The sequence below is a fragment of the Phytohabitans aurantiacus genome (assembly GCF_027923225.1).
Classification (GTDB): Bacteria; Actinomycetota; Actinomycetes; order Mycobacteriales; family Micromonosporaceae; genus Phytohabitans; species Phytohabitans aurantiacus.
Genome location: NZ_BSDI01000007.1, coordinates 759747 through 778258, shown reverse-complemented (window position 1 = coordinate 778258; position 18512 = coordinate 759747). Strand labels below are relative to the sequence as shown.

The 18512-nt window shown below is 71.8% G+C and carries 16 protein-coding genes and 1 pseudogene; 7 read left to right on the top strand and 10 right to left on the bottom strand.

Annotated features, from left to right (window positions below; all coding sequences use genetic code 11):
* Positions 1 to 141 precede the first annotated feature (141 nt).
* Positions 142 to 456: pseudogene (locus tag QMG73_RS11025) on the top strand (YbjQ family protein); the annotation flags it as partial.
* A gap of 29 nt (positions 457 to 485) precedes the next feature.
* Here QMG73_RS11025 and QMG73_RS11020 read toward each other — a convergent pair.
* The 3 genes from QMG73_RS11020 to QMG73_RS11010 all read right to left on the bottom strand — a co-directional run bounded on the left by QMG73_RS11020 (position 486) and on the right by QMG73_RS11010 (position 2426).
* A complete protein-coding gene (locus tag QMG73_RS11020; protein ID WP_281894240.1) occupies positions 486 to 1037 on the bottom strand; it encodes a DsbA family protein in 552 nt (183 codons plus the stop codon).
* A 378-nt stretch (positions 1038 to 1415) separates the two neighbouring features.
* A complete protein-coding gene (locus tag QMG73_RS11015; protein WP_281894237.1) occupies positions 1416 to 1766 on the bottom strand; it encodes a hypothetical protein in 351 nt (116 codons plus the stop codon).
* Between the two features lie 171 nt (positions 1767 to 1937).
* Positions 1938 to 2426 carry a helix-turn-helix domain-containing protein gene (locus QMG73_RS11010; RefSeq protein WP_407676770.1) on the bottom strand — a complete coding sequence of 163 codons (489 nt, stop codon included), beginning with the start codon at positions 2424 to 2426 and terminating at the stop codon, positions 1938 to 1940.
* Between the two features lie 196 nt (positions 2427 to 2622).
* On the opposite strand from QMG73_RS11010, the gene QMG73_RS11005 reads away from it, so the two are divergent.
* From QMG73_RS11005 to QMG73_RS10995, 3 genes are all read left to right on the top strand, one after another.
* Positions 2623 to 2949, top strand: coding sequence for a hypothetical protein (locus QMG73_RS11005; RefSeq protein ID WP_281894233.1), 327 nt, complete (start codon positions 2623 to 2625; stop codon positions 2947 to 2949).
* The gene (locus QMG73_RS11000; protein ID WP_281894232.1) at positions 2946 to 3239 is read left to right on the top strand and encodes a hypothetical protein; all 294 of its coding nucleotides are present in this window, start codon (positions 2946 to 2948) and stop codon (positions 3237 to 3239) included. The genes QMG73_RS11005 and QMG73_RS11000 overlap by 4 nt, the downstream gene beginning before the upstream one ends.
* A gap of 202 nt (positions 3240 to 3441) precedes the next feature.
* Positions 3442 to 3714: a DUF6458 family protein gene (locus tag QMG73_RS10995; RefSeq protein WP_281894231.1), complete on the top strand. Its 273-nt coding sequence runs from the start codon at positions 3442 to 3444 to the stop codon at positions 3712 to 3714.
* Here QMG73_RS10995 and QMG73_RS10990 read toward each other — a convergent pair.
* The 7 genes from QMG73_RS10990 to QMG73_RS10960 all read right to left on the bottom strand — a co-directional run bounded on the left by QMG73_RS10990 (position 3694) and on the right by QMG73_RS10960 (position 13969).
* Entirely contained in the window at positions 3694 to 5289 is a 1596-nt protein-coding gene (locus QMG73_RS10990) for an MFS transporter (protein ID WP_309299453.1), read from the bottom strand. The genes QMG73_RS10995 and QMG73_RS10990 overlap by 21 nt on opposite strands.
* The gene (locus QMG73_RS10985; protein WP_281894229.1) at positions 5283 to 5981 is read right to left on the bottom strand and encodes an SDR family NAD(P)-dependent oxidoreductase; all 699 of its coding nucleotides are present in this window, start codon (positions 5979 to 5981) and stop codon (positions 5283 to 5285) included. The genes QMG73_RS10990 and QMG73_RS10985 overlap by 7 nt, the downstream gene beginning before the upstream one ends.
* Complete coding sequence (locus QMG73_RS10980) at positions 5971 to 6486, bottom strand: general stress protein (RefSeq protein WP_281894228.1); 516 nt, start codon at positions 6484 to 6486, stop codon at positions 5971 to 5973. Before QMG73_RS10980 ends, QMG73_RS10985 begins: the two co-directional genes overlap by 11 nt.
* 55 nt (positions 6487 to 6541) lie before the next feature.
* The gene (locus QMG73_RS10975) at positions 6542 to 9172 is read right to left on the bottom strand and encodes a LuxR C-terminal-related transcriptional regulator (RefSeq protein WP_281894227.1); all 2631 of its coding nucleotides are present in this window, start codon (positions 9170 to 9172) and stop codon (positions 6542 to 6544) included.
* A 263-nt stretch (positions 9173 to 9435) separates the two neighbouring features.
* Positions 9436 to 10113 (bottom strand): BON domain-containing protein, encoded by a 678-nt coding sequence (locus tag QMG73_RS10970; RefSeq protein WP_281894225.1) that lies wholly within the window; start codon positions 10111 to 10113, stop codon positions 9436 to 9438.
* A gap of 826 nt (positions 10114 to 10939) precedes the next feature.
* Positions 10940 to 12802 carry an adenylyl cyclase gene (locus QMG73_RS10965; protein WP_281894224.1) on the bottom strand — a complete coding sequence of 621 codons (1863 nt, stop codon included), beginning with the start codon at positions 12800 to 12802 and terminating at the stop codon, positions 10940 to 10942.
* A gap of 105 nt (positions 12803 to 12907) precedes the next feature.
* Positions 12908 to 13969 (bottom strand): LacI family DNA-binding transcriptional regulator, encoded by a 1062-nt coding sequence (locus QMG73_RS10960; RefSeq protein ID WP_281894221.1) that lies wholly within the window; start codon positions 13967 to 13969, stop codon positions 12908 to 12910.
* 82 nt (positions 13970 to 14051) lie between these two features.
* On the opposite strand from QMG73_RS10960, the gene QMG73_RS10955 reads away from it, so the two are divergent.
* The 3 genes from QMG73_RS10955 to QMG73_RS10945 all read left to right on the top strand — a co-directional run bounded on the left by QMG73_RS10955 (position 14052) and on the right by QMG73_RS10945 (position 18493).
* The gene (locus QMG73_RS10955) at positions 14052 to 14963 is read left to right on the top strand and encodes an aminoglycoside phosphotransferase family protein (protein ID WP_281894220.1); all 912 of its coding nucleotides are present in this window, start codon (positions 14052 to 14054) and stop codon (positions 14961 to 14963) included.
* Between the two features lie 111 nt (positions 14964 to 15074).
* Complete coding sequence (locus QMG73_RS10950; protein WP_281894217.1) at positions 15075 to 16766, top strand: ABC transporter ATP-binding protein; 1692 nt, start codon at positions 15075 to 15077, stop codon at positions 16764 to 16766.
* Positions 16763 to 18493: an ABC transporter ATP-binding protein gene (locus tag QMG73_RS10945; protein WP_281894215.1), complete on the top strand. Its 1731-nt coding sequence runs from the start codon at positions 16763 to 16765 to the stop codon at positions 18491 to 18493. The genes QMG73_RS10950 and QMG73_RS10945 overlap by 4 nt, the downstream gene beginning before the upstream one ends.
* Positions 18494 to 18512: the final 19 nt, after the last annotated feature.

The following is an 18512-nucleotide window of genomic DNA, read 5'->3' as shown; positions in this document are numbered from 1 at the left end:
GCTCCTTGCTCGACGACACGAGGTTAGTGTCTACATCGGACGCTGGATGTGCGGCGCGGCGAGTGCGACCGGGAGTGCCGTTTCGCAGAACGCGGAAACTTCGTGGATTCCGCTGTGGACGATTGTGACGGGTCCTAGTTTGGGGGAATGTTGGTGGTGACGACGGATGGCCTTCCTGGGTACCGGATCCACGCGGTGCTGGGCGAGGTGGTCATTTCGTTGCCGCGTACTCGCAATGCGTTCGCCGAGGGCGTGAAGTCGTTGCGAGGGGGTCGGTTCGACCCCGCGGCGAGCCAGCATCTGCTGCGCTGGCGGACGGAGGCCATCGAGTACCTGCGTGCCGCCGCCCGTCAGCGTGGCGCCAACGCGGTCATCGGGATGCGATTCGACCACCGCGAGGTCGGTACGACGTGGATGGAGCTGTGCGCGTACGGCACCGCGGTGGTCGTGTCGCCTTTGACCGAGTCAGGGGAGTGAGCGCAGAGCTACGTTATCGCGGCCCGGTCGATCGCGGTGAGCAGGTCGGTGAGCGCGTAGTTTCCGTCGTACCGTACGCCGTTGAGGAAGAACGCCGGCGTGCCGACGATGCCGCTGCGCACGCCGCTGCTGAAGTCTCGCCGCACCCTTGACAGGTAGTGGCGGCCGTTCAGGGCGCGGCCCACGTGCTCGACGTCCAGCCCGATCCGGTCCACGGCCAGCGCCAGGTTCAGCGGCTTGAGCTGGTCCTGGTGGGCGTACAGCCAATCGTGCATCTGCCAGAAGTGGCCGCGGGCGCCCGCCGCCTCCGCGGTCTCGGCGGCCAGTTCCGCGTACGGGTGCAGGTCGGTCAGCGGAAAGTGCCGGTACACGAAGGCGACGGTGGTGGGGCGCTGCCACATCACCTCCTGCACGATCGCGTGTACCGATGCGGATTGCCGGCACTGGTAGTCGCCGTACTCGACGAGCGTCACCGGCGCGCGGGTACTGCCCAGGATGTGGTCTTCGTCGGTGACCGGCCCGCGCAGGCGGCTGGTCGTGATCCGGAATGGGTTACTCATGCTGCCCCCTCTTCTACCTTGCCGACCGATCCTGGGCGGCGGGCGGGTGATCAGGGGTCACACCCGCGGGGTGAAAAGGGGCAGCGCCCCGCGTGAGCGGAGCATGGCCCGGGGCCTTGGAGGCAGCGCCTTCCCTCGCGCCGCGCCACGACTTTGTCGGCGCGTCGGTCAGTCCAGGCGTCACCAGCCCCGGGACCACGCGTGCGGATGGTCACGGGCACGGACGGCGTCGTTTCCGGCATCGGCGGGTCATGGCGGGGAGCCGTGCCGTGCGAAATCCATTCGTGCAACTTCTACGCCGCGCACCAGTGCAGCAACGGATAGTACGCGCTGTCAAGCAGAGAGTCGTGCCAGTCAAGCGACCCTTATAAAAAAGCCCTAGTCGCGGCGGCCGGAGACGCGGGGCGCCAGCTGCACGACCGTGCCGTCGTGGGCCTGGCCGAGCATGTACCCCTCGACGAAACCGGCGTTGTGGTCACCGGTGCGGTTGTCGATGTCGTTGAGCTGCTTGACCAGGTAGTCGGAGAGCGTGCCTAACCGTTCCTCGAGCCGGTGCTGGTACTCGGCCAGGACGGCGAGCACCGTGGCCACGGCGGCGCTGGCGACCGCGAACAGGTTGACCACCAGCGGCACCTGGTTGACGGTGAGCGCCTCGACGAGGATGTTGGCTGTCACGCACAGGCTTACGGCGACGGCCGCTATGACGACCGCGCTCCATTTCAGGGTCATCGGGCAGACCCCTCCTCTTGTCCCGCAGGGCTGTGTCCGGCCTTGTCCCGTCTCCCCGCCGACGACGAGCCCAAGCAGTACGAAGAGGGACCGTAGTCCGAAAAGCGACATTGCACGGGGTACATCGCCGGTACCGCCGTGGTTCTTTCGCCATATGGAGACTGGAACGGCCTAGCTGACCCTTCTGCGGCCTTTGCGCGGTTCCTCGCGAACGGGCGGCCGGTAGGCGAGATACCGGATCGTCTCTCGAATGTGGAACTTCTCCGCGTCCGACACGTTCGGGTCGACCAGGCGGCGCAGCAACGCCTCGACATCAGGATCCATGGGCGGCGGCGCCGGCGCTGACCGCACGGGCGTGTGCTCGGCCCAACCGAGAAGTCCGAAAGCGACAGTCGGGTCGATGCCGAGGCCGGCGCAGAAGGCGACGACGCGCTCGGCCTCCGGGTCGCTGGTCCAGTCACCGCGTACCCACCGGTTGATCGTCTGGCGCGATACGCCGGTGCGGCGCGCGACCTCCGACCCCGTCCACGCGCGCGTCGCGCGCGCGTCTTCGAGGGCCTTGCGCACAAAGGCGGCGAACGCCAGCTTCCGTCCGGGGCTTTCCGACACGCCGTGACGGTACGACGAGTTCTCCGACTCACCCTCAGACGGTACATCCATGTCACGTCGCTGGGACGGAGGTTCGCCGGGTTTGATCGCGCTATTTCGCTTACGTAAGAGGGGTAGCACCTCCAAACCATACCTAGCCTTTCGTCGATCACATGTCAGCCGAAAGTACGATGCTGTCTCATGTGTGTTACACCTACGGTCTGTCACATGCACGTGACAGATATCGGAAACTGACGAGGATCAGCAGATGACAGATGTGGCGACGCGGGCCGAAGCGTTCGCTCTCATTGCTGACGGGGTCTCGGCGGGCCTCAACGTGCCGTGGCGTGTCTTCCTGGCACGCGGCACCCGCTACGTCTCGCTCAGCGTGGCCGATCGGAGGGAGTGGGAGTCCTGGCGGAGCCACCTCGGCTGCCCCGATCTCAGCGTGCGGGTCTACGACGCGGGAGGCGACATCCGGCGCTCCTCGATAGCCGAGGTCGTGCTCCGGGGCTGCCGGATCAGCGTCGAACTCATCGAGGAGGTGAGCATGACGGACATCGGCCGGCTACTGGACGACGAGGGGCGCCCATGACCGCGTTCATGGTGCTCTTCTGCCTCCTGCTGGTGGGGTCGTCCAGCTACGCGGTCGGCCGGATCCATGGACAGCTCAACTACCGGCTCGGGTATCGGCAGGGCTACTTCGACGGGGATCGGGCGGGCTGGAACCGCCGCCGCCGCGAGGCGCAGGTAGCCGCCACCTCAGCGATCCGAGCCGCCAACGAAACCCGCACCGCCCTGGTACGTCCGGGAACCACGTACACGAGCGGTGCGTATGCGGGAGCCGTCACGGGTGGCGGGAAACACTCCGCGATGGCGGAGTGAGCGGCTCCCGCGAAAGCGGTGCGCGGGGTGGCCCCCGCGCACCGGGGATCACCGGCTCTTGAGCGGTGCCCGGTGATCCGCCGGTCGGGACGTGTTCATGGGGCGTGCGTCCCGGCCGGCCCCTCCCAGCCGGCCCGCCCGGGATTCATCCAACCCAGCACCCGGGCGGGCCGGCGTCTCCACGAGCAAGGGACCACAGTAGATGGGCATCGGCGGCGGTATCTTCCTCATCGCGGTGGGAGCCGTGCTCGCGTACGCCCTCCAGGTCGATCCATGGTGGATAGACCTCGACGCGATGGGCGTCATCCTCATGCTCTCCGGCGCGGCGATCCTGGTGATCACCCTGTGGTACTGGCGGGACCGCCGGCGCCGGGTGATCCGGTCCATAGTGGAGGAGAATCGGCTCTCCCGGAACCCCGGCGAAGCCTCGCAACCGCCCTTCCCGCCCGACGCGTCACCGCCACCGGTCGAGTGAGACCGCCGGTAGAAGGTGCCACACCCTCGGTACGCCGTCGGTCAGCGCGTGCGCGTACTGCTCCGCCTGCTGGTCCGTCACCGTCATCCGGCCCTCGTGCTGGCGCAGGTGCTCGTCCCAGGAGAGCAGTTCGTAGATCTCGACGAACAGGTGGGCCTCCTCGCCGACCCGGAACAGGCCCCAGCGGACCGCACCGGTGCGCTGGCGGGAGCCGCGTACCCGGCGCATGGCCTCGACGAAGGCGTCCTCGCGTTCGGACGGCACCTCGTAGAGCCCCACCACCAGCACCGGTCCGGCGCGGCGGTCCGGCTCGACCGCCAGCCGCGGTTCCGGCCAGAAGTCGACCGGCTGCTGGCTGACGCCGCGCAGGTCCGGCAGCGGCCACAGCCACATCGTCCCGGCGTTCGCCAGCATCAGCCCGGTGGCGGCCAGGTAGGCGGCCACCACGCCGAAGATCTCGGCCACCGCTCCCCAGGCCAGGCCACCGAGCGCCTGCCCGCCGCCGAACACCAACTGGTACACGGCCAGGCCGCGGCCACGCACCCAGCGCGGCAGGAACAGCTGGATCTCCGCGTTGAGATTCGCCAGTACTATCGCCCAGGCGCCGCCGGCCACGACGAGTGCCGCCGCGACGGCCCACGGCTCCCGCACCGCGGCCACCACGAACAGCACCGCCGCGAAGGGCACCCCCGCCATGACCAGCAGCGGGCCCGACGACACGCGCGAGCGCACCCAGGGCAGCAGGAGACCGCTGCCGATCGCGCCCGCGCCGAGGGCGGCCAGCAGCAGCCCGTACCCGTTGGAGTCCAGGTGCAGCAGGTCGCTGGCTACCAGCGGCAGCAACGCCCACACCGCGCTGCCCGGCAGGATGAACAGCACCACCCGCAGCAGCATCCGCTGCAACACCGGCGAGTGGCGCACGAACCGGCCACCGGCGCGCAGCGCCGACCGCAGCCGCTCGGGTACGTCGTCGGCGCGCGGGCTTCCCGGCCGCCAGAGCAGCAGCACCGCGCCGAAGACCAGGTACGTGGCGGTGTTGACCGCGAACACGACGCTGGCACCGGTACGGGCGACGAGCAGGCCGGCGATCGCTGGGCCCACCGAGCGGGCCACGTTGACGCTGATCGAGCCGAGCGCGGACGCGGCCCGCAACTGCTCGCGCGGCACCAGCTCCGGGATCGTGGCGGCCCACGCGGGAAGGGTCAGCGCGTGCCCCACACCGAGCGCGAACGTCAGTGTGAGCAGCAGCGGCGGCCGCATCCCGCCGGTGGCGGTCAGGCACGTCATCACCAGGCCGACCGCCGACAGGAAGGCCTGTACGGCGACGAGCAGGTGGCGCCGGTCGAACGCGTCGGCCAGTACGCCGGCGGGCAGGGCGAGCAGCAGCACCGGCGCCGTCGCCGCCGTCTGCACCAGCGCCACCAGCAGCGCCGCGTTCGGCGCGTCCACGAGCAGCCACTGCGCGCCGACGGTCTGCATCCAGGTGCCGACGTTCGCGGCGAGCAGCGCCAGCCAGAGGTTCCGGTACGCGGCGATGCGCAACGGAGCCCAGGCGGACGCCTCGGCTGTCACCACCGGCCGTCGGCGCGCAGGACCTTCTGGTCCGAGACGTACAGGTCCTCGGGCCCCAGCGACAGCAGCCGGACCACCTCGCGGGCCACCTGCGCCGGCTGGGCGTACACCTGGTCGAGGAAGTGGGCGCCGGCCCGCTCCTGCAACCGGGTCGGCATCGGCCCCGGGTGGATCTGCATCACCTTGATGCCGTCGGTGCCCATCGCCTGGGCGAGCGACTCGACCAGGCTCTTGCCGAAGCTCTTCGTGGCCCGGTACACGGGTATTCCCGGGCGCGGCACGTCGACCGCCATCGCGCCGACGTACACGATGTTGCCCCGGGAGGCCGCCTTCATCCAGGTGAGCGCCTCCCGCATGACGTACGCCGTGCCGAGCACGTTGACCTCGACGACCCGGCGCAGCCGCGCCGGGGTCAGCTCGTCCAGCGCGCCGCCGGCCCACATGGCCGCGCAGTGGGCCAGCCCGTCGATGCCGCCGTGCCTAGTGGCGACCTCGCGCATCGCCTGCCGCACGTCGTCGTAGTCGGAGACGTCGCACACGATGCCGTCGCAGGCGAGGTAGTCACTGGCCGCCGCGACCTCGCGCTCCACGTCGCCCAGCACCACCACCCGGTGCTCGGCGGCCAGCAGCCGCGCGACCTCCAGGCCCAACCCGCTGGTGCCGCCCACGACCACGTGCGTCCGTCTACCGTTCATTGCGCCAGCGTTCGCGTTCCCGGCCGTTGGGCCGGTCGTGGCGCGCGCTTTCCAGGATGCGGATGGCGTGTTCCGCGTGTGCCGCGTCGACCACGACCGCGTACTCGCTCGCGCGCAGGCCGCTCACCGAGGCGAAGTCGCGGCGGCCACCGGTCGTGGCGTGCGCGATCGCGCCGAACACCGCGCCCCAGACGGCACCCAGCACGACGCCGCTGGCGATGACCGGCAACCAGCCGTCGACGGCGAAGGCGCCCACGAGCAGGCCGATGAGCAGGCCGATCCAGGCACCGGTACCGGCTCCGGCCAGCGCCGCGCGGGCGACGGTCAGCCGGCGGACGACCTGCTCGACCAGGTGCACGTCGTTGCCGACGATGGCTACCCGATCGACCGGAAACCGTCGGTCAGACAGCAGATCCACGGCACGCTGGGCGGCAGGATAGCTGTCGTACGCCGCGACCGTGACGGTGGTACGCCGGTCCAGCACCGACGTGTGCGCGTGTGTCATGCGCACACCTTCGCGGCCCGGCAGGTGACGGCAGATCACCCAGCCCGGGTGATTTCTAGAGCAGGCGCAGCTCCCGGCCGCGGCGGACGGCTTCGCGGCGGCGGGTGGCGTCGAGCTTGCGATAGATGTTGCGCACGTGCGTCTTGACGGTGTTGACCGACAACGACATCTCGCGGGCAATCTCCACATTGGACAGCATGCTCTGGAGGTACCGCAGCACCGTCAACTCCCGCTCGGTCAGCGCGTCGCTGGTCGCCCGCGGCGCCTCCGGTATCGCGGGACGGCCGCGGTCGCTGGCCGCGATCAGCTCGGTGATCAGCGGCCAGTGCGCGGTACCCGCCTCAAGATGCTCCGCGAGCAGTGCGCGGGCGTCGGCGCCGGCCTGCACGAACGCCCGCCGGTTTCCCTCCGGTTCGGCGAGGTCGAGCGCCAGCTCGAGCGCGCGGGCCGCGCGGTGCCGATCGCCCGCGCGGCGCGCGGCGAGGGCGTCGAGCAGCCCCGCCTCCACGCGGACGCCCGCCGCGCAGCCGCTGTCGGCCCGCTGCCACGCGGGCAGCGCGCGAGCCGCCGCACCCGGGTCACCGTCTCGAAGGTGGGCGCGGGCCAGCGCCACCGCCATCGCGTCGTCCGCCGCCGGGTCTGGCAGCAGCTCGCGCGCGGTACCGGTGTCGCCGTGCGCGGTGCGCAGGTCGGCCTCGGCGGCGACCAGCCACCCCTGCACCTGGGGGAGCGGCGGCAGCTCGCGGCGGGCGGCGGCCAGCGCCGCGTAGCTGGCGGCCAGGTCGCCGCGGCTCTGCAGCAGCCGCGCCCGCGTGGTCGCGACGAGCGCGACCAGCGCCGGAGCCGGTGCCGGCACGCGCGGCGGCGCGGCCAGCGCGAGGTGCGCCTCGGCGTCGTCGAGCCGGTCGCGGTACAGAGCCACGACCGCCATGGCCAAGTGCGCGAAGCAGCGGTCCGCGGTCGGTTGTCCCGGGTACGCCGACAGCGTCAGCGCGCTCCGGGCGGTGCGCTCGGCACGGCGCAGCTCACCGCGTACCGCCCGGATCGCCGCGAGGCGGCTGGCGCACGTCAGCCGGGGCCGGGACAGGTCGGCCCGCCGAGCGTCGGCCAACCCCTTGACCAGGGTGGACTCGGCCGCGAGCAGGTCGCCGGCGTCCAACTCGGCGACGCCGACGGCGGTGCGGGCGACCGCACGGGTGCGCAGGTCGCTTTCGGGGGACCGCGTCAGTTCGAGCAGTCGCTGGGCGGCCGGCAGCACCTGGGTACGATCGCCGCCCAACTGCGCGTGCGCGAGCCGGAGCGCGGCGGCGACCAGCGCGAACCTTTCCTTGCGGTCGTCCGGCAGGCGGTCGCGGTGCTGGTGGGCGGTGCGCAGGTACATGTCGGCCGTGGACAGGTCCGGCAGGTTGAGCAGCTCGGCCGCGTACGCGAGCGCCAGCTCCGGGTCGGCGCGCACCGCGTCGGGCGGCGGCGCGGGCACGCTGCCGCCGCTCGCCCGTCCGGGCGCGAACGGCACCAGTTCCGGCCAGTGGCCGGCGAGCAGGCCGGTGGCGCGGCCCCAGTCCCGGCCGCGCAGGGCGTGCCGCAGCGCGTCCTGCGGAAGGCCCTGCGCCGCGTGCCAGGCCGCGGCCCGCCGGTGCAGGTCGACGATCTGGTCCGGCGCGTGCCGGCGCAGTTCGGCCCGTAACAGGTCCGCGAACATCCGGTGATAGCGGTACGCGGCCGGCCGCGCGCTGAGCCGGATGACGAACGCGCTGGTGCCCTCCAGGTCGGCGAGGATGCTGGCCGCGTCGTCGCGTCCGGTGAGCGCCTCCGCCAGCTCGCCCGACACCCGCTCCACGATCGACGTGCGCATCAGCAGGTCCCGCGCCTCGGCCGGCTGACCGTTCAGGGCCTCTTCGCTCAGGTACGCCGAGACGCTCGGATGATCCCCGCCGAACTCGCCGATGAAGCGGTCCGGATCGGGATGCCCGCGCAGCCCGCGCGCCGCCAACCGCAGGCCGGCGGGCCAGCCTTCGGTGCGAAAGTGCAGGTCGTCGACCTGGCGGGGAGTCGCGTGTACGCCATGGCGGGCCAGCAGCGCGCTCGCCTCGTCGGGCGTGAACGCCAGTTCGGCCGCCCCGATCTCGGTCAACCCGCCGCCGAGGCGCCACCGGTGCAGGCCGAGCGCGGGTTCGGTACGGGTGCCGACGACCAGGCGCAGCCGCTCGCCGGCATGCCGCAGCAGGAAGTCCAGGCCGTCCAGTACGGCGGGGTCGGTGACCTGGTGCAGGTCGTCGAGTACCACCACGACCGGCCGCGGCAGCCTGGCCAGCGCGTGCGCGAACCGCACCAGAAACGTGTCGTCCCGCTGGCGTGGCGGTGCCGGTATGTCGAGCTCATCGTGGGCCGTCACGCTGGTTACGGCCGCGCGTAGGTACGACCAGAAGCGGGCGCCTCCGTCGCCGCTCACGCCGTCGTCGCTCCCGCGGCTTTTGCCGCTCACGCCGTCGTCGCTCTCGACGGTGAACCAGGCCGGTTTTCGCTCGTGGGCCCACGCGCTGAGCAGGGCCGTCTTGCCCCAGCCCGGCGGCGCGGCGACCACCGTCACCGGACCGGCCGCACCGGCGTCGAGCAGCGCGAACAGCCGCTCCCGCGCCAACATGATCTCCGGCGGCGGCGGTGCCGCGACCTTCGATCCCAACAAGGGGACACCGCTGTGTAGCGGTTCCCTGAACGAGCCGCGCCCCATCAACAAGCTGTCGTGGCGCCGGTGCTCGCGCATCCGTCCCACCCCCGGAACGACGAACGAGTCGTGCCATGACACGGTTGGGGCCACCGCGGAAGCGATGCCGTACATGGCGAGCCGACAAACCCGACCGAACCTAGCATCTCGTTCGTCCTACTGCGCGCGGGTTGCGGCTATTGTGTGCGGTCTCCGTCGGGGGCCGGGGCGCTTCGCGTTTGGGTTTACGGCGCGATCATGATGTCGTTCTCGACCGACGAGACGCCCGGCGCCGACCACGCGACCCGCTCGGCCTCGCGCCGCTCAGCCCAGGACCGCACCTTGCCGTGCAGGATCACCCGGTCGCCGTCCAACTCCACCTGGATACGCTCCGCGTCGGTCTCGGCGCTGCGCACCAGAGCCGCCGCGATCCGCCCGTGGAGCGCGCTCGGCTCCGGCTGCCGCCTGGGCCTGACGACCAGCAGATTCGTCACGCTGCGGACCCCGGTCAGGCGGTGCACCGTGCGCTCCGCTTCGCGCTTCTGGTACTCCCACTCGACCTCGCCGCGCATCGTCACCGCACCCCGGGACACCGACACCGCGATCCGCTCGGCGGGCACCATCGCGTCCCAGTCCAACGCCAGCCGTACCGCCGAGGCGATATCCGCGTCGGTCCGGTCCGCGGTGGCCGGCAGCCGTACTTCGACATCGTTGGCGATCGCCTGCACACCGCGTACCCGCTGCGCCGCCCGCTCGGCCGCCCACCTCTTGGCGAAGCTCTCCACCCAGCCGGTCAAAACCACCACCCCGTTGCGCACGGCCACGCCGATCTCGTTCGGCTGTACCCGGGCATCCCACTCAAGCTCGGTAAGAATGTCCCGCTGAACATGCTCATCGGGGCGGGTGATCGTTGCGGGCGTCATTCTCTCTCCTCCGAAAGGCGACCATCGCGCGCCATCGTGCCGCCAACCGGGATGACGCGTTGTCACCCCCGAAGGATGAACCCCCCTCACCCCCATCCCCCTGCCCCCGCGCCTTCGCCCGCTGCGCGCGCCTTCGCCCGCGCCGGCGGGCGCGGCTTCGCGGCGCGCGCCCCTCTTTTCGCCGATCAAGGGCGAATGCACGCGGTTGGATCTCTTTTCCGCGTGCGTTTGCCCTCGATCAACGCGATCTCCCTTGATCGCGGCCAGCGCGGCCTCACCCTCCGCGTTGCACAATCAACGCCGGTCCGGGTTGGCCCGTGGGACGGCGGCGGGCGAGGCCGCGGGAGCGACGGCTCGGACCGCGGCGGCCGTCGCGGTAGCTCAAATCTCCTTGCTCTGCCTCATCGCCATCCGGCGGCACGGCTCTCACGGCCGGCAGCGCCCCGCCGATCAAGGGCGTTTGCATGGATCAAGGGCGAATGCACGCGAAAAGAGATCCAACCACGTGCGTTCGCCCTTGATCGGCGTAGCCGGCGTGGCGACACGCCGTGCCGCGCTCGCCGCGCGGCGCCCGCACGTGGATCGGAGATCAAAGCACGTGCGTTCGCCCTTGATCGGCGGAGAGGGCGCGGCGGCGCGCCGTGCCGCGTTGGCCCCGCGGCGCCCGCGCGGCGCCTGCGCGTGGATCGGAGATCAAAGCACGTGCATTCGTCCTTGATCGGCGGAGAGGGCGCGCCGCGAAGCCGCGCCCGCCGGCGCGGTTGTGCGGTTGCGACCTCGTGCGGTTGTGCGGGCGTGCGGGGGCGTGCCGGGGCGCGTGGGAGGGTTAGGGGGACTTGGGGTAGTGGGGGAGGTAGACCGGGGCGCCGATGCGGGTGGTGTCGGCGGCTTCGCCGGTGCCGTTGACGACGTGGTCGATGGTGCCGGCGCTCAGGTTGACGGTCATCACGTGGTGCAGGGTGACACCCGGGCGGTTCGGGACCTCGAAGCCGTTCTCAGTATGGATCGACGGGTTGTTCTGGTTGAAAACGTACACGCCGCCGCCGTACAAGGTGTGCTTGCGGACGCGGTCGCCGACCTTGTAGCCGGCGTACCCCTCGACGTCGCCGTTCATCCAGTCTGCCTGCGTTGGCGGGTCGTACGGGAGCTCGTTCTGGTACAGGATCGTGGTGCCGCGTTCACCGTTCCAGACTGTGTTGTACCGCTGGAAGTGCTCGACGAAGAGTCCGGTCGCGGTCACGTCGTCGCCGTTGATGACCGCGCCGTACCGGCCGGTGTTGGTGTTCCAGCGCTCAGTGTCGGTGAAGCCTTCGACGCCGTGGTCGCCGCGCCACACCCACGTGTGGTCGATGAGTACGTGGTCGCTGTTGACTTCGAGCGCGGTGTCTGCCTTGCCCACGTGCGGCCCGCCCACCCGGAAGTACACATCGGACAGTGTGGTCGGGTTGTTCGGCATGGTGAATTCGAAGCCGTGCTTGCGGCCGACCCGCAGCAGCACCGGCGACTCGGTGAGGCCCGCGTCGATCGTCACGCCCGCGATCACCACGCCTGGCACGCCCGCGACCCCCAGCGGTGTCGCGCCGCCGACCGCGGTCAGGGTCGCGTGCCCGATGCCCAGCACCACGGTGTTCGGCCGGCGCACCTCGATGCTCCGCCCGATGTCGTACACGCCCGGGGTGAGCAGCAGGTGCTTGCCGCGCGCCAGTTGGGTGTTGATGGTGCGCACGGAGTCTCGGGGCGTCGCGACGTGGAAGTCGGACAGCGGGATCGTGCGGCCCGGCGTCAGCCCCGCCGCCCACGTGATGCCGCTGCTGTTTCGCCGCGCGGAGGGCACGCGCACCTGGTACCGGCCCTTGGCGTCGACGAAAAGGTATGGTTTCTCGCGGCTCACCGGCGTCGTGGCGAGTGTCGTGTATGGAGGGTCGGGGAACGCGGCGTCGTCAGGGGCGCCTGTGACGCCCGCGAACACCTGGTTCCACACCGCGTTGGACCAGCCGGCCACCTCGCTGTTGCGGGTCAGCCACTGCTGCTGCGATCCGTTGATGACGAACGGCAGCCGCGAGTCGGCGATGAAGCCGCCGCTGGCGTACTGCGGTCCGGCGGTGCAGTAGTCCATAAGGGACAGGTTGGCGCCGGACACGTTGAGGCGGCGCATCGAGACGGCCTGCGAGACCGCCCAGAAGTTCGCCGAGGCGCGGCAGGAGTCCTGGCCGGACGCGTTGACGGTGAGCGACAGGTTCGACAGCGTGCGCCAGAAGTTCACCAGCGCCAGGCAGTTGCCGGTGCCGCCGTCCGCGAGGCAGCGGTTGTACACCTCGACCTTGCCGTTGATGACCACGTCGGTCGGCGAGCCACCGAGCCCGGCGATCTCCGTGTAGTACCCGACCTTGATCTGAAGCGGCTGCTCGGCGCTCCCATACGTCCCCGGCTTGAACAGGAACGCGTACCGGCTGGTGCCCATCTCGGCGTCGACCTGCGACGTGTGGGCGGCGTCGAGCGCCGCCTGGATCTGCCCGACCGGCATGCCGGGGTCGAAGACCGTGACGTTCGGTCCGAGGGACTGGGCGCCGCCGTGCGAAGGCGCGGCGGCGGCGCTGGCGGCCGGGCTGGCGGCCGGGCTGGCGGCGGCGACGGTCGCCAGTATCAGGCCGAGCGTGACCGCGCGGCTGGTACGTGTGCGTGCGGGCATGAGGTGGTCCTCTCGTCGTGAGAGCGCTCTCCGAGATGTTTCTACCCTGTGCCGCCCGCCCGCGCCATCCCCATCTGGTAGCGCGTTCCGCTATGGACAGTGGGGTCAGCAGCCGCAGCTGGCGCCGATCACGAACGTGGACGGCAGGTAGTCGTACTCGTTCGGGTAGCCGCCGGAGCTGTCCAGCAGGCCGGCGAGGATCCGTACCGCCGTGCGGCCGATCTCTTCCATCGGCTGGCGCACGGTCGTCAGGCGTGGGGTGGCGAAGCGGCCGGCGACGGTACCGTCGAAGCCCGTGACGATCACGTTGGCCGGTACCGCGATATCCGCCGCGACCAGCGTGTCCATCGCGACCAGCGCCTCCTGGTCGGTGGCGCAGACGATCGCGTCGGGCAGCTTCGCTGCCCGGATGAGCTCCTCGACGGCGGCTGTGGTGGTGTGGTCGTGGCCGGGCTTGCTGGGCGTGGGGCTCGGCACGGGCAGCCCAGCGGCCGCCAGCGCGTGGCCGAAGCCCTCGTAGCGCGCGTCGAACTCGGCCAGGCCGAGGCCGCCCAGGTAGACCAGGTCGCGGCAGCCGTGCGTGGTGACCAGGTGCCGGGTGAGCTCGCGCATGCCGGTGCGGTTGTCGACCAGTACCGTGTGAACGCCCTCGTGCCGTGCCGTGCCTCCCAGCTCGACCACCGGGATGCGTTTCGCCACCTGGATGATGGCCTCCGGCGTCGCGGAGCCGGCGAAGGCGATGAGGCCGTCGACGCGGCCGGCGACGTCGATGACGTCGGGCAGGTGGCCGTGGGTGTGGCCGGCGCCGAGCATGAGGGCCCAGCCGCGCTGGCGGCATTCGAGCTGTACGCCGCGCTGGACCTCGTCCATGTAGAGGGGAAAGGTGCGGATGTCGGTCTGAGTGGTCTGGCGCGGCACCGAGTCGAGCAGGTAGTCGACCGAGTCCAGTAGATAGTCGAAGGAGTAGAGTCCGATGGCGCCGGTGCGGCCGGTGGCGAGGCCGCGGGCGTTGGCGCTGGGGACGTAGCCGAGGTCGTCGGCGGCCGCGAGCACCGCGTCGAGCGTGGATTTGCGGACCCGGCCCGGCTGGGTGAAGGCGAACGAGACCGTGGCGATCGACACGCCCGCCCGCGCCGCGACGTCGTAGACGGTCGGCCGTCTTCGCATCGATGTCCTTTCCCTTGAGAGCCGAGCCAGTCTAGGGCCTGCCTCCTGGATCTCGAAGAGCTGTGAAGCCATGCTTGGGCGCATGACGAGCGAGCTTCGCGTGCCCGATGAGCTGGTCGCCACGCACAGCAAGTACTTCGGCGACGCCGGGCGGGTGTGGCTGGACAACCTGCCGGGGCTCGCGGCGGACCTGATCGAGCGATGGGAGCTGCGCCGCGACGGGACGCCGATCTGCGGGGCGGTCGCGCTGATCGTGCCGGTGGTGCGTGCCGACGGTACGCCGGCGATGTTGAAGATCCAGCCCGTCGACGACGAGACGGTCGGGGAACCGGTCGCGCTCCGCGCCTGGAACGGCGCCGGCGCGGTGCGGCTGCTGGAGTACGAGGCGGAGAGCGGCTCGCTGCTCCTGGAGCGGCTCGGCGATCGCACGCTGGCGGACGTGCCCAGCGACCTGGACGCGCTCCGGATCATCAGCGAGCTGCTGCTGCGCCTCAACGCCCGGCCCGCGCCCGATGACGTGCGGCGCATGGTCGACGTGGGCGCCGCCATGCTCGACCGGGTGCCAGTCGCGCTGGCCACGGACGCGAACCAGGACCGGCGGCGGCTGATCCGCGACTGCGCGGCCGCGCTCCGGGAGGTGCTGCCCGAGCCGGGCGACCGGCTCCTGCACTGGGACCTGCACTTCGACAACGTGCTCGCGGGGGAGCGGGAGCCGTGGCTCGCCATCGACCCCAAGCCGCTCGCCGGTGACCCGGGGTTCGAGCTGCTCGCCGGCCTGCACAACCGCTGGGACGACGTGGTCGCGACCGGCGACGTGCCGCGCGCGGTCCGCCGCCGGTTCGACCTGATGACCGAGGTGCTCGGCCTCGACCGGGAGCGGGCGGTGGCGTGGACGCTGGCGCGGGTGCTCCAGAACAAGCTGTGGGAGGTCGAGTCCGAGGACGCGACCTTCCACGCGGGCTTCGACGAGGCGGTCGCGGCCGCTCTGCGCTGACGGGCGGACCAGGCGAAAATCGATTCAACAATCGCCGGCCGCGTCGGTAGCGTGTGGTTCATGCCGCGAATCCCTCACCCGGACCCTGGCGTTCCGGACACGAGGGGGCCGATGCGGTACATGTGGTGGCTGGTGCGCAGCCAGCCGGTGCGCGTGCTCCGGGGCAGCCTGATCGGCACGGTCTGGATGATCGGCTTGGCCGTCCGGCCGTACCTTATCTCCCGCGCCATCGACGACGGGCTGCGCGCGCACGACCGCCGGGCGCTGGCCCTGTGGGTCGGCGCGATCGCCGTCGCCGGGTTCGTGCTCGCGTACCTGGGCATCATGCGCCACCGCACGATGACATTCGTCCGGGAGGACGCGACCGCCCGGTCCGCCGGTGTCCTGGTGCGGCACGTCTCCCGGGTCGGCGCCGTGTTGCCGCGCAGGCTGGCCGCCGGCGAGGCCGCCACGGTGGGCGGCGCCGACATCGGAAACGTGTCGGCGGTGCTGACGGTCACCGGGCCGGGCGTGGGCGCGGTCATCGCGTACGGGGTCGTGGCCGTCCTGCTGTGGTCGGCTTCTCCGTTCCTGGCGCTCTTCGTGCTGCTCGGCGTACCGGTGATGACCCTCATCGCCGGCCCGCTGCTGCGCCGCCTGGAGAGCGCCGAGCACGTGTACCGCCACCAGCAGGGCGCGCTCACCGCCCGCGCCAGCGACATCGTCGCCGGGCTGCGCGTGCTCGCCGGTGTCGGCGGGCGTGGCCTGTTCGCGCGCCGCTTCTCGACCCAGTCGCAGGACCTGCTGGCACAGGGGTACCGGGTCGGCGCCGCCCGGAGCTGGATCGACGCGCTGACGGTGGTGATACCGGGCATCTTCCTCGCCACCGTGGTGTGGCTCGCGGCGCGCACCGCCGCGAGCGGCGACATCACGATCGGTGAGATGGTCGCCGTGTACGGGTACGTGTCGGTGCTGATCGTGCCGGTCTGGTTCCTCCTGGAAGCCGCCTACCAGATGATCCGTGGCCGGGTCGCCGCCCGCCGGATCATCGCCGTGCTGAGCGTGATCCCGGACGGCACCGGTGGCCGAGGAGATCAGCCCGGGCCGGAGCGCCCCGCCGACCTCTACGATCCCGACACCGGGCTGGTGGTGCCCGACGGTCTGCTGGTCGGCGTGGCCGTCGACGAGCCCGCCGAGGCGGTGGCGCTCGGCGACCGGCTCGGGCGGTTCGCACCCGGCGAGGCCACCTGGGGCGGGATACCGCTCGCCAAGATGGCACTCGACGAGGTGCGCGCCCGGATCCTCGTCGCCGACCACGACTCGTATCTGTTCGCGGGCACGGTACGCGAGACGCTGCGGATCCGGGAGAGCGCCAGCGACGCCGAGATCTGGACCGCGCTGCGCGCCGCGTCCGCCGAAGACGTCGTCGACGCGCTGCCCGACGGGCTTTCCACCCACCTCGTGGCCCGCGCCCGCACGATCTCCGGCGGCCAGCGCCAGCGGATACGCCTCGCCCGTGCCCTGCTCGCCGAGCCCGATGTGCTGATCCTGATCGACCCCACCTCCGCCGTCGACGCGCACACCGAGGCACGCGTCGCGCGGCGGCTGCGTTCGGCGCGCGCCGGCCGCACCACGGTCCTCGTCTCCACGTCGCCGCTGCTGCTCGGCGAGGCCGATCTCGTGGCGCACGTGCGCGACGGCCGCGTGGTCGCGACCGGCCGCCACGCCGAGCTGCTCGACGACGACCCGAGCTACCGGGCGCTGGTGGCCCGGGACGCCGACATCGACGACGACGCCGCGGAACGCGGCGGGGTCCGGCGGTGAGGCGGCTCCCGGTGGCCGACCGCGCCGCCGTACGCCGCGCCACGCTCGACCTCATCGCCCGGGACCGGCGCGCCGCCGCGGTGGTACTGGCCCTGCACAGCGCCGCGGCGATCGCCGGGCTCGCCACACCGTGGCTGCTCGGCCGCATCATCGACGAGGTCAGCGGCGGCGCCGGCATCGGCACCGTCGACCGCCTGGCGCTGGCCATCGGCGGGTGCGTGCTGGCGCAGGCGCTGCTGACCCGGTACGCCCAGTACGCCGGCCACCGGTTCGGCGAGCGGGCCGTCGCGCGGCTGCGCGAACGCTTCGTCCGGCAGGCGCTCCAGCTACCCGTGTCGGTCGTCGAGCACGCCGGCACCGGAGACCTGGCCACCCGCAGCTCGGTCGATGTGTCCACTGTGGGCACCATGGTCCGGGACGTGCTGCCGGTCATCATGCTGTCGCTGGCCGAGCTGGCCCTGCTGATCGGCGCGATCTTCCTCCTGCACCCCCTGCTGGGCCTGGTCGCGCTGGTCGGCTTCCCGACCATCTACGCGGGCACCCGGTGGTACCTGCGCCGGGCCGGCGCCGCGTACCTCGCCGAGGGCGCCGCCACCGCCGAGCTCACCGACGCGCTGACCACCACCGCCGAGGGCGCGCGCACCGTCGAGGCGCTCGGCCTCGCCGACGAGCGCATCCGGTACGGCACCGAGCGCATCGGCCACATGTGGGCGACCCGGCGCGCCACGCTCGCGCTGCGGTCGGTCTTCTTCCCGGTGGCCGAGGGCAGCTACGCGCTGCCCATCGCCGCGGTGCTGCTGTTCGGCGGGTTCTTCCTCGACAAAGGCTGGTTCACGCTCGGCGAGGTGGTCGCCGCCGCGCTGTACCTGCAACGCGCGATCGGGCCGCTCGACCAGATGCTGCAGTGGATCGAGCAGGCACAGCGGGGCATGGCCTCGTTCGCCCGGGTGCTCGGCGTCGGCATGGTGCCGCCCGAGCCGCGCGGCGAGTCGTCCACGCCCCGGGGCGAGCGGCTCGTCGTGCGCGGTGCCCGGTTCGCGTACCCCGAGGGGCATGACGTGCTGCACGGCATCGACCTGGAGGTACAACCGGGTGAGCGGCTGGCGATCGTCGGCCCGTCCGGCGCCGGCAAGTCGACGCTGGCCCGGTTGCTCGCCGGCATCGACGCGCCACGCGAGGGTACGGTCAGCGTCGGCGGCTGCCCGGTGACCGACCTCGACCCGGCCGAGCGCCGCCGCCGGATCGCCCTCGTCACCCAGGAGCACCACGTCTTCATCGGCTCGCTCCGCGACAACCTGGCTTTCGCCGCGCCCGGTGCGTCAGACGAGCAGATGCGCGAGGCGCTGGCGGCGGTCGGCGCGGACTGGCACACCGACCTGCCCGAAGGGCTCGACACCCAGCTCGGCGACGGTGCCCTCGACCTCAGCGCGGCTGACGCGCAGCAGATCGCGCTGGCCCGGCTCGTCCTCGCCGACCCGCACACGCTCATCCTCGACGAGGCCACCGCCGCGCTCGACCCGACCACCGCACGGCGTACCGAGCGGTCCCTCGGCGCGGTCGTGGCCGGGCGTACCGTGATCGCGATCGCCCACCGGCTCAACACCGCGCACGACGCCGACCGGGTGGCGGTACTCGAAGACGGCCGGATCGCCGAGCTGGGCAGCCACCACGAGCTGGTCGCCGCCGGCGGCACGTACGCCGCCCTCTGGCGCTCCTGGCACGGCTAGCCATCCCGTGATCAGGGCG